17 protein-coding genes are annotated in these 14,975 nt (G+C 60.4%); 8 read left to right on the forward strand and 9 right to left on the reverse strand.

The window, feature by feature from the left end; genetic code table 11:
* Position 1: 1 nt before the first annotated feature.
* From C8K66_RS12615 to C8K66_RS12630, 4 genes are all read left to right on the forward strand, one after another.
* Positions 2-595, forward strand: coding sequence for an aminodeoxychorismate/anthranilate synthase component II (locus C8K66_RS12615; protein ID WP_017847792.1), 594 nt, complete (start codon positions 2-4; stop codon positions 593-595).
* A gap of 9 nt (positions 596-604) precedes the next feature.
* The gene (gene trpD / locus C8K66_RS12620) at positions 605-1,654 is read left to right on the forward strand and encodes an anthranilate phosphoribosyltransferase (protein WP_017847791.1); all 1,050 of its coding nucleotides are present in this window, start codon (positions 605-607) and stop codon (positions 1,652-1,654) included.
* Entirely contained in the window at positions 1,651-2,487 is an 837-nt protein-coding gene (gene trpC, locus C8K66_RS12625; protein ID WP_017847790.1) for an indole-3-glycerol phosphate synthase TrpC, read from the forward strand. Before trpD ends, trpC begins: the two co-directional genes overlap by 4 nt.
* Before the next feature lie 167 nt (positions 2,488-2,654).
* Positions 2,655-3,350 (forward strand): lipoate--protein ligase family protein, encoded by a 696-nt coding sequence (locus C8K66_RS12630; protein WP_057005387.1) that lies wholly within the window; start codon positions 2,655-2,657, stop codon positions 3,348-3,350.
* Here C8K66_RS12630 and crp read toward each other — a convergent pair.
* Positions 3,347-3,991, reverse strand: a complete 645-nt coding sequence (crp, locus tag C8K66_RS12635; protein ID WP_017847788.1) for a cAMP-activated global transcriptional regulator CRP — start codon at positions 3,989-3,991, stop codon at positions 3,347-3,349. The genes C8K66_RS12630 and crp overlap by 4 nt on opposite strands.
* A gap of 248 nt (positions 3,992-4,239) precedes the next feature.
* On the opposite strand from crp, the gene C8K66_RS12640 reads away from it, so the two are divergent.
* A complete protein-coding gene (locus C8K66_RS12640; RefSeq protein WP_005792019.1) occupies positions 4,240-4,662 on the forward strand; it encodes an OsmC family protein in 423 nt (140 codons plus the stop codon).
* Between the two features lie 57 nt (positions 4,663-4,719).
* Here the strand turns inward: C8K66_RS12640 and coq7 are convergent, their stop codons facing one another.
* From coq7 to hemJ, 6 genes are all read right to left on the reverse strand, one after another.
* On the reverse strand, positions 4,720-5,367 hold the full coding sequence (gene coq7, locus C8K66_RS12645) for a 2-polyprenyl-3-methyl-6-methoxy-1,4-benzoquinone monooxygenase (protein ID WP_017847787.1): 648 nt from the start codon (positions 5,365-5,367) through the stop codon (positions 4,720-4,722).
* Positions 5,368-5,485: 118 nt separating this feature from the next.
* Entirely contained in the window at positions 5,486-5,824 is a 339-nt protein-coding gene (locus C8K66_RS12650; protein ID WP_017847786.1) for a histidine triad nucleotide-binding protein, read from the reverse strand.
* A gap of 46 nt (positions 5,825-5,870) precedes the next feature.
* On the reverse strand, positions 5,871-6,659 hold the full coding sequence (locus C8K66_RS12655) for an SDR family oxidoreductase (RefSeq protein ID WP_017847785.1): 789 nt from the start codon (positions 6,657-6,659) through the stop codon (positions 5,871-5,873).
* Between the two features lie 63 nt (positions 6,660-6,722).
* Entirely contained in the window at positions 6,723-7,673 is a 951-nt protein-coding gene (locus C8K66_RS12660) for a DUF805 domain-containing protein (RefSeq protein ID WP_017847784.1), read from the reverse strand.
* 69 nt (positions 7,674-7,742) lie between these two features.
* Positions 7,743-8,705 carry a nitronate monooxygenase family protein gene (locus C8K66_RS12665; protein WP_079444811.1) on the reverse strand — a complete coding sequence of 321 codons (963 nt, stop codon included), beginning with the start codon at positions 8,703-8,705 and terminating at the stop codon, positions 7,743-7,745.
* Positions 8,706-8,729: 24 nt separating this feature from the next.
* Entirely contained in the window at positions 8,730-9,158 is a 429-nt protein-coding gene (hemJ, locus tag C8K66_RS12670; protein WP_017847782.1) for a protoporphyrinogen oxidase HemJ, read from the reverse strand.
* 136 nt (positions 9,159-9,294) lie between these two features.
* On the opposite strand from hemJ, the gene argC reads away from it, so the two are divergent.
* Positions 9,295-10,329: an N-acetyl-gamma-glutamyl-phosphate reductase gene (argC, locus tag C8K66_RS12675; RefSeq protein ID WP_017847781.1), complete on the forward strand. Its 1,035-nt coding sequence runs from the start codon at positions 9,295-9,297 to the stop codon at positions 10,327-10,329.
* A 165-nt stretch (positions 10,330-10,494) separates the two neighbouring features.
* A complete protein-coding gene (gene erpA, locus C8K66_RS12680) occupies positions 10,495-10,845 on the forward strand; it encodes an iron-sulfur cluster insertion protein ErpA (RefSeq protein ID WP_007906865.1) in 351 nt (116 codons plus the stop codon).
* A gap of 78 nt (positions 10,846-10,923) precedes the next feature.
* On the opposite strand, the gene C8K66_RS12685 is transcribed toward erpA, so the two are convergent.
* Both C8K66_RS12685 and C8K66_RS12690 read right to left on the reverse strand, forming a co-directional pair.
* Positions 10,924-12,015, reverse strand: coding sequence for an anhydro-N-acetylmuramic acid kinase (locus C8K66_RS12685; protein WP_108524972.1), 1,092 nt, complete (start codon positions 12,013-12,015; stop codon positions 10,924-10,926).
* A gap of 3 nt (positions 12,016-12,018) precedes the next feature.
* Positions 12,019-13,437: a peptidoglycan DD-metalloendopeptidase family protein gene (locus tag C8K66_RS12690; RefSeq protein ID WP_108524974.1), complete on the reverse strand. Its 1,419-nt coding sequence runs from the start codon at positions 13,435-13,437 to the stop codon at positions 12,019-12,021.
* A 209-nt stretch (positions 13,438-13,646) separates the two neighbouring features.
* Between C8K66_RS12690 and tyrS the strand changes: the two genes are divergently transcribed.
* Positions 13,647-14,846: a tyrosine--tRNA ligase gene (gene tyrS / locus C8K66_RS12695; protein WP_017847777.1), complete on the forward strand. Its 1,200-nt coding sequence runs from the start codon at positions 13,647-13,649 to the stop codon at positions 14,844-14,846.
* The last annotated feature ends 129 nt before the right edge of the window (positions 14,847-14,975 follow it).

Genomic DNA, 14,975 nt, shown 5'->3' on the forward strand with positions numbered 1-14,975 from the left:
CATGTTGCTGATGATTGATAACTACGACTCCTTTACCTACAACGTTGTGCAGTACCTGGGCGAGCTTGGTGCCGAGGTCAAGGTGGTGCGCAACGACGAACTGACCGTCGCCGAAATCGCCGCCCTGAACCCGGAGCGCATTGTGGTTTCGCCGGGGCCCTGCACGCCGACCGAGGCGGGCATCTCCCTGGAGGCGATCAAATACTTCGCCGGCAAGCTGCCGATCCTCGGCGTGTGCCTGGGCCACCAGTCCATCGGCCAGGCGTTTGGCGGTGAGGTGGTGCGGGCGCGCCAAGTGATGCACGGCAAGACCAGCCCGGTGTTCCATAACAACCTTGGTGTGTTCGAAGGCCTCAACCTGCCGGTCACCGTGACGCGCTACCATTCGCTGGTGGTCAAGCGCGAAACCCTGCCCGACTGCCTGGAATTGACCGCCTGGACCCAGCTGGAAGACGGCTCGGTCGACGAGATCATGGGCTTGCGCCACAAGACACTGAACATCGAAGGGGTGCAGTTTCACCCCGAGTCGATCCTGACCGAGCAGGGCTACGAGCTGTTCGCCAACTTTCTCAAGCAGAGCGGCGGCACGCGCTAAGGACTTTTCATGGATATCAAGACTGCCCTGAGCCGTATCGTCGGCCATCTGGACCTGAGCACCGCGGAAATGAGCGATGTGATGCGTGAGATCATGACCGGTCAATGCACCGACGCGCAGATCGGCGCGTTCATGATGGCGATGCGTATGAAGAGCGAGAGCATCGACGAAATCGTCGGCGCCGTGTCGGTGATGCGCGAGCTGGCAGACAAGGTCGAGCTCAAGACCCTCGACGGCGTGGTCGACGTGGTCGGCACCGGCGGTGACGGTGCGAATATTTTCAACGTGTCCACGGCGGCCTCCTTCGTGGTCGCGGCGGCGGGTTGCACCGTGGCCAAACACGGCAACCGAGCGGTGTCCGGCAAAAGCGGCAGCGCGGATCTGCTCGAAGCGGCCGGGATCTACCTGAACCTGACCCCCGTACAAGTGGCGCGCTGCATCGACAACGTGGGCATTGGCTTCATGTTTGCGCAGTCCCACCACGGCGCGATGAAACACGCCGCCGGCCCGCGCAAGGATCTCGGCCTGCGCACCCTGTTCAACATGCTCGGCCCGCTTACGAATCCGGCCGGTGTGAAGCATCAGGTAGTCGGCGTGTTCAGCCAGGCGTTGTGCCGGCCGTTGGCCGAAGTGTTGCAGCGCCTGGGCAGCAAGCATGTGCTGGTGGTGCATTCCAAAGACGGCCTGGACGAATTCAGCCTGGCGGCGCCGACCTTTGTGGCGGAGCTGAAGAATGATCAGATCACCGAATATTGGGTCGAGCCTGAAGATCTCGGCATGAAGAGCCAGAGCCTGCACGGCCTGGCAGTGGAAAGCCCGGCGGACTCCCTGGCGCTGATTCAGGACGCATTGGGGCGTCGCAAGACCGAAAACGGCCAGAAAGCCGCCGAAATGATTGTGCTCAATGCCGGTGCCGCGCTTTATGCCGCCGATCACGCCTATAGTCTTAACGAAGGCGTGGCCCTCGCGCATGATGCATTGCACACCGGCCTTGCCCGCGAGAAGCTCGAAGAACTGGGGGCCTTTACTGCGGTGTTCAAGATGGAGAATGAAGGATGAGTGTGCCGACCGTTCTGGAAAAGATCCTGGCCCGCAAAGCCGAAGAAGTCGCTGAACGCCGTGCCCGCGTGAGCCTGGCCGAGCTGGAAAGCCAGGCGAAAATCGCCGATGCGCCGCGTGGCTTCGCCAAGGCCTTGATCGCCCAGGCCAAGCTCAAGCAGCCGGCTGTTATCGCTGAAATCAAGAAGGCCTCGCCAAGCAAAGGCGTGATCCGCGAAAACTTCGTACCGGCCGACATCGCCGCCAGCTATGAGAGAGGCGGGGCGACTTGCCTCTCCGTGCTGACTGATGTCGATTTCTTCCAGGGTTCCGACCTGTTCCTGCAACAGGCCCGCGCCGCGTGCAAGTTGCCGGTGATCCGCAAGGACTTCATGATCGATCCATACCAGATCGTTGAAGCCCGTGCCCTGGGCGCCGACTGTGTGCTGCTGATCGTCTCCGCGCTGGATGACGTGAAGATGGCCGAGCTGGCGGCCGTGGCCAAAAGCGTCGGCCTCGACGTGCTGGTGGAAGTCCACGACGGCGATGAGCTGGAACGTGCGCTGAAAACCCTCGACACACCGCTGGTGGGGGTCAACAACCGCAACCTGCACACCTTCGAAGTCAGCCTGGAAAACACCCTCGACCTGCTGCCGCGTATCCCGCGCGACCGCCTGGTGATTACCGAAAGCGGCATCGTTAACCGCGCCGACGTGGAGCTGATGGAAATCAGCGACGTGTATTCGTTCCTGGTGGGCGAGACCTTCATGCGCGCCGAGAACCCGGGCGCCGAACTGCAACGCCTGTTCTTCCCGGAGCGTGGTGTGGCAGTCAGCGGTTCGACCCTGGATTGATCAAACCGCGGTCAGTATTTGAAGTGCGGTCAACATGTGGGAGGGGGCTTGCCCCCGATGGCGGTGTATCAGTTGATAGATGTACTGACTGACACTCCGCCATCGGGGGCAAGCCCCCTCCCACATTCACATTGGGTTTTGTATTTATTCAGCGAGGTAGGTGTTCGATGATCCAGCCAGTGTCGATGAGCGTCGAAGCCGGGCTTGCTGCCGAGCAAAACCTGCTGGCGGCTGTTTGTGCAGGGGAGCAGGCGTTTGGCCTGCTGTTCTGGCAGCCCAGTGATCAGGCATTGGTGATGCCGCGGCGCTTGAGCCGACTGCCGGGGTTTGACGTGGCCAGCCAAGTGTCAGCCGCGGCCGGCTGGCCGGTGCTGTTACGCGAAACCGGCGGCGAGCCGGTGCCGCAATCAAACGCCACGGTCAATATCGCCCTGGTCTACGCACCGCCGCGCAGCGAAGGCGATCAGGGGCGCATCGAAACCGGCTACCTGCGTTTGTGCCAGCCGATCTGTGACTTGCTGATCGAACTGGGCGGCGATGCTTCCGTCGGCGAAATCGACGGCGCGTTCTGCGACGGCCGCTACAACGTCAACCTCAATGGCCGCAAAATGGTCGGCACCGCCCAGCGCTGGCGCCAAAGTGGTGGCCGTCCGGTGGGGCTGGTACACGGAGCCTTGTTGCTGGACAACAATCGCGAAGAACTGATCGCGGCGGTCAATCGCTTCAATCAAGCCTGCGGCCTGGAACAGCGCGTTCGCGCCGACAGCCATATCGCCCTGCACGAAGCCTTCCCCGCACCGGACGCGCTCAGCCGGCTGGATGCGTTGTACCGGCAGATGCTGGCCAGCTTCCTGCCGGTTTAACGGGTGCCGAACACCACCATCGTCTTGCCTTTGACGTCTACCAGGTTGCGTTCTTCCAGATCCTTGAGCACGCGACCGACCATCTCCCGTGAACAACCGACAATGCGCCCGATCTCCTGGCGCGTGACTTTGATCTGCATACCATCGGGGTGAGTCATCGCGTCAGGCTGCTTGCACAGCTCCAACAGACAGCGGGCCACACGGCCGGTGACATCAAAGAATGCCAGGTCGCCGACTTTGCGCGTGGTGTCCCGCAGGCGCTGGGCAATCTGGCCGCTCAGTGCATAAAGGATGTCGGGATCGTGCTGGGTCAGTTCACGAAACTTCGTGTAACTGATCTCGGCCACTTCGCTCTCGATTTTGGTCCGCACCCAGGCACTGCGCTCCTGTTCTTTGCCGGCTTGTTCAAATAACCCCAGTTCGCCGAAGAAATCGCCGGTATTGAGGTAGGCAATGATCATCTCGCGGCCGTCTTCATCCTCGATCAGGATGGTGACCGAGCCCTTGATAATGAAGAACAGTGTTTCGGAGCGTTCGCCTGCGCAGATGATGTTGTGCTTGGCCGGATAACGACGACTCTGGCAATGCGTCAGCAGTCTGTCGAGATTCTTGATCTTGGGTATGGGAGTAAAAGCAACCATGGTTGTATCCCGAAAAAGACTGCACAGGGTGGTTGGAATTGTTTTTATCCAGCTGTATCTGCATTGATACACGTTGTACAAAGGATGGCAATGCGCCATTCATTTGGCGCCAGCTTACCAGACACATTGTGACTCGATTAGCCAATTTACCGGGTAACTGTGGCGATTGATGGCTTTACGCGCAAAAGCTGCCGGCCGCGGGTCGTGTGCTAAGCTGGCGACCCTTTTTTAGCAGTGGAGTCTGGGCGATGAAGGCACGCATCCAATGGGCGGGCGAAGCCATGTTCCTCGGTGAGTCGGGCAGTGGCCATGTCGTGGTCATGGACGGTCCGCCGGAAGCCGGTGGCCGCAACCTGGGCGTACGCCCGATGGAAATGCTCCTGCTTGGTGTAGGCGGTTGCAGCAATTTCGACGTGGTCAGCATTCTGAAAAAGTCCCGCCAGGCCGTGGAAAGCTGCGAAGCCTTCCTCGAAGCCGAGCGTGCGACTGAAGATCCCAAGGTGTTCACCAAGATCCATATGCATTTCGTGGTCAAGGGCCGGGCGCTGAAAGAAGCCCAGGTCAAACGTGCCATCGAGCTGTCGGCCGAGAAGTATTGCTCGGCATCGATCATGCTGGGCGCGGCCGGTGTCGCCATTACCCATGATTACGAAATCATTGAGTTGGGCTGATCCAGGGATTCGTCGGCAATAAAGACAGGGCGCTTTGATAGCGCCCTTTTTTGCAGGTTAGATGCGGTAGGTGCTTTTGGTCATGACCTTGGCCATCAGGCTCATGCCAAACCTCACCGGCGCCGGGAAGCGGAAACCACCGGCGTCCAGTGCGCTTTCTGCGTGGTGTTCTTCGTCGATACGCATCTGTTCAAGAATCGCCCGGGACTTTTCGTCTTCGGTCGGTAACTGTTCCAGGTGCTCATCCAGGTGCTTGCATACTTGCTGTTCCGTGGCCGCGACAAACCCCAGGCTGACTTTGTCGCTGATCAAGCCGGCTGCGGCGCCAATCCCAAACGACAGGCCATAGAACAGCGGGTTCAGCACGCTGGGATGGCTGCCCAATTGGCGAATGCGTTGCTCGCACCAGGCCAGGTGGTCGATTTCTTCCTCGGCGGCATGCTCCATGGCTGCGCGCACTTGCGGCAGCTTGGCGGTCAGCGCCTGGCCCTGGTACAGCGCCTGGGCACAGACTTCGCCGGTATGGTTGATACGCATCAGGCCGGCGACGTGGCGGGTGTCGGTCTCGTTCATCTGTGCATCGGGCTGCACGATGGCGGGCGACGGGCGATACGGCTGGCCGCTGAATGGCAGCAGCGTGCGTATGGCCGTGTCGGCTTGCAACAACAGACGGTCAATCGGCGAGTAGTGACGTTGGGTAGTCATGCTGACCTCCGGGAAGAATCTCGGCGGCCAGTTTACCGCAAGAGAGGGCGAAGCGTTTGCGTTGAGTCAAGGGCATGGGGTCGCATGCGGGAGGCCGGCGACCCGTGTGTCAGGCGTATCAGCCCGGCGGCCAGTTCATCTGGCGCTGACCCAGCACATGCATGTGGATATGGTAAACGGTCTGTCCACCGTCTTCATTGCAGTTCATCACCACACGAAAGCCCTTCTCGCAGCCCTGTTCCAGGGCCAGGCGCTGAGCGGTGAACAGGATGTGCCCAGCCAGGGTTTTGTCGCTTTCGGTCAGATCGTTCAGGGTGCGGATCGGTTTTTTCGGGATAACCAGAAAATGTACCGGCGCTTGTGGGGCGATATCGTGGAAGGCGAGGACCTGATCATCTTCATAGATGATCTTCGCGGGTATTTCTCTGTTGATGATCTTGGTGAACAGAGTATCCAAAGCTGTTTCTCCATGGTGAATGTGCAGGGTGAGTGTACTCAGGCCTTCAGCGCGGGCAATAGGCCTTGTTGATCGCGCCGGCGAGCTTGCGGGTCAGCCAGCGTGGGCTCAAGCGCGGACTGAAGGCGAGCCAGCGATTGCGGCGGCCGGGGATGATGATGGCTTGGTTTTTTTCCAGGGCGCGCACGGTGTAGAGCGCCACTTCTTCCGGGCTCATCAAGTGCGCGCTGCGCTCGAGCTTGGCGGTGTCCATTTGCGCCGTGCCAAAGAAGGCCGTGCGCGTCGGGCCGGGGCACAGCACCGAGACCTTGATACCGCAGGTTTTCAATTCTTCACGCAGGCCTTCGGAGAAGTGCAATACATAGGCTTTGCTGGCGTAGTAACTGCTCATCCACGGGCCGGGCTGGAATGCGGCGATCGAGGCGACGTTGAGGATCTGCCCGCCGCCATGCAGGGCCATGGCATTGCCGAGGGCGTGACACATACGGGTCAGGGCGAGGATGTTGACTTCGATCAGGTCCTGCTCGGTCATCCAGTCCTGGGCCAGGAACGGCCCGCTGGTGCCCATGCCGGCGCAGTTGACCAGCAAGTCGATCTGCCGCTCGCCTTCCTCAAGCTCCAACAGGAACCCGGACAAACGCAGCGGCTCACCCAGGTCGCAGGCGCGGAACAGCACCTCGACGCCGAAGCGTTGCGTCAATTCGATTGCAATGCTTTCCAACTGATCACGCTGGCGGGCCACCAGAATCAAGCTGCGGCCGCGCCGGGCCAGTGCTTCGGCCAAGGCCAGGCCGATGCCGCTGGAGGCACCGGTGATCAGAGCGTAACGGGTCATGCCTTTCTCCATCGCAACGCCGCCGGACCTGTGACAGAGGCATCACAGGCGGCGGGCGTTTTTTCACTGTTCTGGAGAGTCTACAGGTTCGGCCGCGTCGTCAGCACTTTGCACGTCTTCTTCATTGACGATCACGCTTTGATCGGCGTCTTCATCGGAGGTGATGGAGCTGCTTTCGTAGCTGCTGTCCACGTTGCTTTCGAGTTGGTCCAGGTAGCCGTTCATCCCCAAGGCCATCAAGATGATGAGCATCAACGGAATAAATGCCAGCCACAGGGAGGCCAGGACTTTCACTGCCGTGGAGTTGCGCGGTGGCGGCGCACCGTACTGGTTGGCGCCGGTGTTACCTGGCAACACCAGCAGCAGCAGCGGGAAAATGCTGTTCACCAGCGGCACCAGGTTCAGCAGGTACAGCCAGCCGGACCAGCCCAGGTCGTGCAGACGCTGCACGCCGATTTGCACGCTGACCCAGACAATCGCCACGAACAGCGCGAAACCCAGCAGCGAGCCCAGGATGATGCCCGCCGTCGGCGAAGCGGTCGCCACGGCGAAGCCGGCAGTGGCGAGGATGCCCGAGGCGACGAGCATCGCGACGGTGAGTACCAGCGTCCAGGCCAGGTAGCGCAGGCGACCGATGCGGCCATGGATCGTGAAGATCTTGAGCTCGGCGTACTCCGGCAAATCGTCACCCACTGCGGCACGCGGTGGTGCATACGGGGAGGCGGCAGGGCGGGCAGAGGGCTCGGTCTCGTGGGTTTCGTCAAGGCTGAAGGCCACGGGCTGTTCGGCTTCGATACGCGCGTCGATCCCGGCGTTCTTCAGCGCGGTGAGGTAGGTTTCGGCATCGGGGCGCGCGAGGTCGCGCTTGAGGGCGACGGGGCGACCGGTAAAGAGCTTCTCGATGGCCTCAACGTTGCTTTTGAACAATTCGGCGAGATTCAGTTTAGCGGTGGTGCTTTCGACACCCGGGAGCAGGGCTCCATCAAACACAATCTTGAAACGGTTGTCGCTCATGCGGGCATCCTTGTCATGTTACAGGGGAGGGGGGCAGGCCCGCTTCAATGAGCGGGTCCGGCAAGTGTATCAGCGCGGCCAGCGCAACTGTGCCGCCTTCTCGCGGGCTTCGCGGTATTCGGCATCCAGGCGCGCAACGAGTTCATCGACGCCGGGCAAATCATCGATCTCACCGACGCCCTGGCCGGCAGACCATACGGTCTTCCAGGCCTTGGCCTCGTCGTTCAACGGCTTGAGCTTGGCGCCGAAATTGACTTCGCCTTTGCCTTGCAGGGCGGCCAGGTCGAAACCGGCGTTTGCCAGGCTCTGGCGCATGAAGCTCGCGGGCACGCCGGACACTGCGGCAGTGTGCACGATGTCGACGGCGCCTGATGTGAGCAGCATCTCTTTATACGCATCCGGCGCGTGGCTTTCGGCGGTGGCGATAAACCGCGTGCCCAGATACGCCAGGTCCGCGCCCAGCAACTGGGCGGCCAGGATCTCGTGCCCGTGGTTGAGGCAGCCGGCCAGCAGCAGGGTTTTGTCGAAGAACTGGCGAATCTCGGCGATCAACGCGAACGGGCTCCAGGTGCCGGCATGGCCACCGGCGCCGGCGGCCACGGCGATCAGGCCGTCCACCCCGGCTTCGGCGGCTTTCTCGGCGTGACGTCGAGTGGTGACGTCATGGAAGACCAGGCCGCCGTAGCTGTGTACCGCATCGACCAACGCCTTCACCGCGCCGAGGCTGGTGATGACGATCGGCACCTTGTGCTCGACGCAGATCGCCAGGTCTGCCTCCAACCGTGGGTTGCTGTGGTGGACGATGAGGTTGACGGCGTAGGGCGCAGGGTTGCTCAACTGCGCCAGGCCCGCTTCGATTTCCTCCAGCCAGGCCTTGAAGCCACTGCTTTCGCGCTGGTTCAGTGCCGGGAAACTTCCGACCACGCCATTGCGGCAGCACGCCAGGACCAGTTGCGGATTGGAAATCAGGAACATCGGCGCGGCCACGACGGGCAGGCGCAGATGTTGTTCAAGCAAAGCGGGCAGCGACATTGGAGGTACCCCGAGGCATTGACGTTAGAACGGTTTGACCACGACCAGAATTACGATAGCCAGCAATATCAGAACCGGGAATTCATTGAACCAGCGATAAAAGACATGGCTGCGGGTGTTTTCGCCACGGGCGAAGCGTTTTACCTGTGCGCCGCACATGTGGTGGTAACCGATCAGCAGAACGACCAGGGTCAGCTTGACGTGGAGCCAGGCGCCCATATGGAAGAGGCCGGGGTTGAGGGCGATCATCCAGATGCCGAAGACCAGCGTGGCAAGCATCGACGGGCCCATGATGCCGCGATACAGCTTGCGCTCCATGACGCTGAAGCGTTCCTTGCTGACGGTGTCTTCGCTTTGGGCGTGGTAGACGAACAGGCGCGGCAGGTAGAACAGCCCGGCAAACCAGCACACGATGCTGACGATATGGAAGGCTTTGACCCATAGATAAAGCATTTTTAGTTATTCCCAGGTTCACGGTAACTGAAGATAGTAGTGGCTCATGCGTCCTTACGTCACCTTGGCGGTTGTCGCAGGACAATGCGGCCCCTATTATCGACGGCTTTCCAGTGGGTTCTTTGAGGGCAGGTTTATGGTCAAGGTCGGTATCGTCGGCGGCACGGGTTACACCGGTGTCGAATTGCTGCGTCTGTTGGCTCAGCATCCGCAAGCTGAGGTGGTGGTCATCACTTCCCGATCCGAGGCCGGCCTGGCTGTGGCCGATATGTACCCGAACCTGCGAGGCCATTACGACGGCCTGGCGTTCAGCGTGCCGGACATCAAGACCCTCGGCGCCTGTGACGTGGTGTTCTTTGCCACCCCCCACGGCGTGGCCCATGCGCTGGCCGGCGAGTTGCTGGCCGCGGGCACCAAGGTCATCGATCTGTCGGCGGACTTCCGCCTGCAGGATGCCGACGAGTGGGCCAAATGGTACGGCCAGCCACACGGCGCGCCGCAGCTGTTGGAAGAGGCGGTGTACGGCCTGCCGGAAGTCAATCGTGAGCAGATCAAGCAAGCGCGCCTGATCGCCGTGCCGGGTTGCTATCCGACCGCGACGCAGTTGGGCTTCCTGCCATTGCTCGAAGCCGGGCTGGCCGACGTTTCGCGCTTGATTGCCGACTGCAAGTCGGGCGTCAGCGGCGCCGGGCGTGGGGCGGCGGTGGGGTCGCTGTACTCCGAGACGTCGGAAAGCATGAAGGCCTACGCGGTAAAAGGGCATCGTCATCTGCCGGAAATCCGTCAGGGGCTGCGTCGCGCCGCCGGTAAGGATGTGGGGCTGACCTTCGTGCCGCACCTGACTCCGATGATCCGTGGCATTCACTCGACACTGTATGCGACGGTGGTGGATCGCTCGGTGGATTTGCAGGCGCTGTTTGAAAAGCGTTACGCCAACGAGCCGTTCGTCGATGTGATGCCGGCCGGCAGCCATCCGGAAACCCGCAGTGTGCGCGGCGCCAACGTGTGCCGGATTGCCGTGCATCGGCCGCAGGACGGTGATCTGGTGGTGGTGCTGTCGGTGATCGACAATCTGGTCAAGGGCGCTTCGGGCCAGGCGGTGCAGAACATGAACATCCTGTTCGGCCTGGATGAGAAGCTGGGCTTGTCCCACGCAGGCATGCTGCCGTAAGGCTGTCAGGTCGCCAAGCAGAAGGCCCGTCGATCGGGCCTTTTGTGTTTTTAATGGCGGCTGCGCAGATTGATATACCGTAACAATAGTTGACCGCTTTTCTAGGAGAAGCGGATAATACCGACCATTACGCATATGGCGGCGGTACGCCGGGAGATTATCAGCATGAGCGTTGAGTCCTTCACCCCCACGGCTTTGCAATTCACCCACGGTGCTGCGCACAAGGTGAAGAGCCTGGTCGATGAAGAGGGTAATGATCGCTTGAAGCTGCGCGTATTTGTTACGGGCGGCGGTTGTTCAGGGTTTCAGTACGGTTTTACCTTCGATGAAGAAGTGGCCGATGACGACACCATCGTCGAGCGCGAGGGCGTGAGCCTGGTTGTGGACCCCATGAGTTTCCAATACCTGGCAGGCGCCGAGGTGGATTACCAGGAAGGTCTGGAGGGTTCGCGTTTCGTGATCAAGAACCCTAATGCCACGACTACGTGTGGTTGCGGGTCTTCGTTCTCGATCTGATCGGTAGCGGATATAAAAACGCCGCTTGGCTTTGATCGGCCAAGCGGCGTTTTGCTGTCTGCGGATTCTGGCGGGCAGTCAGGCGGGGTAGATCGCGCCCAGCACCCGTAGCCCGCGTGCGCCAGTGACGCTGGGGCGGTTGGCGGCGATGCCTTCGAGGCAGCAATGGGCCAGCCACGCAAAGGCCATGGCTTCGACCCAATCGGGATCTACGCCGCAGGTGGCGGTGCTGCTGACCTGGGTCGATGGCAGTAGCGTGGCCAGGCGCTTCATCAGCGTGCGGTTATGCGCGCCGCCGCCGCAGACAAGCAGGGTGTTTGTCTGGGGTTGGGCGGTTTGCAGGGCCTCGACGATGGTCAGGGCCGTCAGTTCCAGCAGCGTGGCCTGGATGTCCTGGGGGGCGAAGGCGGGTAGGCGCGCCAGGTGTTGTTGCAGCCATCCCAGGTTGAACACTTCGCGCCCGGTGCTTTTCGGGCCTTTGGTCAAGAAAAAAGGGTCACTGAGCAGCGCGTTGAGCAACTGAGGTACGACTTTGCCGCTGGCGGCCCATTGACCCTCGCGATCAAAGTGTTCGCCGCGCTGTTGATGAATCCAGGCATCCAGCAAGACATTGCCCGGGCCGCAGTCGAAGCCGGCTACGGGTTTGCCGGTCTCGATCAGGCTGAGGTTGCTGAAACCTCCGACATTCAAAACCGCACGATTCCCGCTGCGTTCGTCAAACAGTGCTTCATGAAAGGCCGGTACCAACGGCGCACCCTGGCCACCTGCAGCAACGTCGCGGCTGCGGAAGTCGCTGACCACGGTGATGCCGGTCAATTCGGTGAGCAAGGCAGGGTTGCCGATCTGTACGGTGAAGCCGCGTGCCGGTTCATGGCGGATAGTCTGCCCATGGCTGCCGATCGCGCGAATGTCCTGGGGCTTGAGGTTGTGCTGGTCGAGCAGGGCATGGATGCCCTGGGCGGCGAGTGTCACCCAGTGCTGCTGGGCCATTGCCGAGCGGGCGATCTCATCCGGGCCGCTGGCGCACAGGCCAAGCAGCTCCGCGCGCAAGCTGTCTGGCATGGGGATGTAGTGAGTGGCGATCAGCTTGATCGCCGCCTCTTGTTCGATCAGGGCGATATCCAGGCCATCGAGGCTGGTCCCTGACATCACGCCTATATAGAGCGGCATACCTTAGCGCTTCGCCGAAGCCAGCAGGGTAGAGCGCTCCTGATCCATGCGTGCCATCAGCGGTTGGCTTTGTTGCATGAAACGCGCGCGTTCGGCCTTGGCGATCGGGTCGGCCATCGGCAGTTTCTGGCCCAGCGGGTCGACGTGTACGCCATTGACCTGGAATTCATAGTGCAAGTGTGGGCCGGTGGACAGGCCGGTCGTGCCGATATAGCCGATCACCTGGCCCTGCTTCACGTTGCCGCCGGTCTGTACGCCCTTGGCGAAGCCTTGCATGTGGCCATACAGCGTGCGGTAGGTGTTGCCGTGCTGGATGATCACGGTGTTGCCGTAACCGCCGCGACGTCCGGCCAACAGTACCTTGCCGTCGCCTGCGGCCTTGATGGGCGTGCCGCGCGGCGCTGCATAGTCGACGCCTTTGTGGGCGCGGATTTTGTTCAGGATGGGGTGCTTGCGTCCCATGGAGAAGCGCGAGCTGATGCGGGCGAAATCCACAGGTGTGCGGATAAAGGCCTTGCGCATGCTATTGCCATCAGCGGTGTAGTAACTGCTGTTGCCTTGTTTGTTGGTGTAGCGCACGGCGGTGTAGGTCTTGCCGCGGTTGGTAAAGCGCGCGGAGAGGATATTGCCGGTACCGACCACTTTGCCGTTGGCGACTTTCTGCTCGTAGATCACGTCGAATTCGTCACCCTGGCGGATGTCCTGGGCGAAGTCGATGTCGTAGCCAAACACGCTGGCCATGTCCATGGTCATGCTGTGGGACAAGCCGGCACGGGCGGCCGATTGCGACAGCGAGCTGTTGATGACGCCATGTACGTAGGCGGAGCGCATCACTGGCTTGGTGGTGATGCGATTGAACGCGAAACCCTTGGCACCCTTGGTCAGGGTGATGCTTTCCAGGTCGCTGAGGTTGCTGTGCAGGTTGTTCAGCTGGCCATCTGGGGTCAGTTCGAATTCGAGTTTTTGACCGCGTTTGAGCTGGGTGAATTGCTTGGCTTGTTTATCGCTGGCCAAGACCTCATTAACCGTAGTGGCAGGTAGGCCGACCTTCTCGAACAGCGTGGAAAGCGTGTCGCCCTTGCCGACGAGCACCTCGCGATGCTGAGGGCTCTTGGCCTGCGCTACGGCAGGTGCAGCCTGCTGCTGGGCGGTTTTGTCGGTTTCGTCCGGGGCGCTTTCGATCTGGGCAAACGGCGAATCGACGGGTGCATTTGTGGCTTGTTGCGCGTCGGAAGCGTCTTGATCTTGTGTCAGTTGTTCTGTGGGACTTTCCAGGTCAAGGCTCAGGGATGTTCGTTTGGCTTCTACGTCACTGGAAGGGAATACCAGGAGTGCCAGGCTCAGAAGGGCGGCGATACCACTTGCAGCGAGCAGGTGGGTCTTTGGGTAAAGCGGCGGCGCTTTAGACGGTTCTGTGGTCATAGGTAATTTTGACTTTGAAGATGAAATGGAAAAGATGACTGACATGATGAAGATGAAATAACTGTATAAAATATAACCAAATCATCTGTGACGCAAGCTCGCGAACGCCGGGCTTGTCGAACGGTGTCCGTGCGCAGGGCAAAACTTGTAATTAGTCCCTGATCTTGTATGGTTGGTTCCCTTTTGAATCTGAGCCTTGCGGGTCTGTTATGAAGTCGGTTGAAGAGCAGCTAGCGCTGATAAAACGTGGTGCGGAAGAACTGTTGGTCGAGGCGGAGCTGATCGAAAAGCTCAAGCGTGGCCAGCCCCTGCGTATCAAGGCCGGCTTTGATCCGACTGCGCCGGATCTGCACCTGGGCCATACCGTGCTTATCAATAAGCTGCGCCAGTTCCAGGACCTGGGGCATCAGGTGATCTTCCTTATAGGGGATTTCACCGGAATGATCGGTGATCCAAGCGGCAAGAGCGCCACGCGTCCGCCGCTGACCCGTGAACAGGTTCTCGAGAATGCCGAGACCTACAAGACCCAGGTGTTCAAGATTCTCGATCCGGCCAAGACCGAGGTGGCGTTCAACTCCACCTGGATGGACAAGATGGGGCCGGCGGACTTCATTCGTCTGACATCCCAGTACACCGTGGCGCGCATGCTTGAGCGCGATGACTTCGACAAGCGCTATTCGACCAACCAGCCGATCGCGATTCATGAGTTCCTGTACCCGCTGGTCCAGGGCTATGACTCGGTGGCGTTGCGCGCTGACGTTGAGTTGGGTGGCACCGATCAGAAGTTCAACCTTCTGATGGGGCGTGAGCTGCAGCGTGCGTATGGGCAAGAGGCTCAGTGCATTCTGACCATGCCGTTGCTGGAGGGGTTGGACGGCGTCAAGAAGATGTCCAAGTCCCTGGGCAACTATGTCGGTATCCAGGAAGCGCCGGGCGTGATGTACGGCAAGCTGGTTTCGATTCCGGATGCGCTGATGTGGCGTTACTTCGAGCTGTTGAGCTTCCGCTCGATGGATGAGATCAATGCGCTGCGTGCGGATGTCGAGGCGGGTGCCAATCCTCGCGACGTGAAGATCAAGCTGGCTGAAGAGATTGTTGCGCGTTTCCATGGCGAGGAGGCTGCGGCCAGTGCTCACCGTGCGGCGGGCAACCGGATGAAGGATGGTGAGCTGCCGGATGATCTGCCGGAGATCGAGCTGACTGCTGCCGAGGCAATGCCGATCGCGGCCGTCCTTAATAAGGCAGGCCTGGTGAAGAACTCGGCGGTCGCGCGTGACCTCTTGGGTTCCGGTGGTGTGCGTATCGATGGTGAAGTGGTTGATCGCACCTTTATATACGCGCTGGGTGCGACCCATGTTTGCCAGGCTGGGAAGAAGGCATTTGCGCGTATTACGCTCAAATCCGAATAAGTCTGAAATTAACTGTTGACGGCGATTTATATCTGTCTATAATTCGCCCCACTTCCGGCGCAGTCGAAACGGAAAACTCCTTGGTAAACAAAGAGTTACGCAAGATTCGACAGCGACCTGCTTCAGTTC

The organism is Pseudomonas sp. GV105 (genome assembly GCF_003058185.1).
In the GTDB taxonomy this organism is placed as follows: Bacteria; Pseudomonadota; Gammaproteobacteria; order Pseudomonadales; family Pseudomonadaceae; genus Aquipseudomonas; species Aquipseudomonas veronii.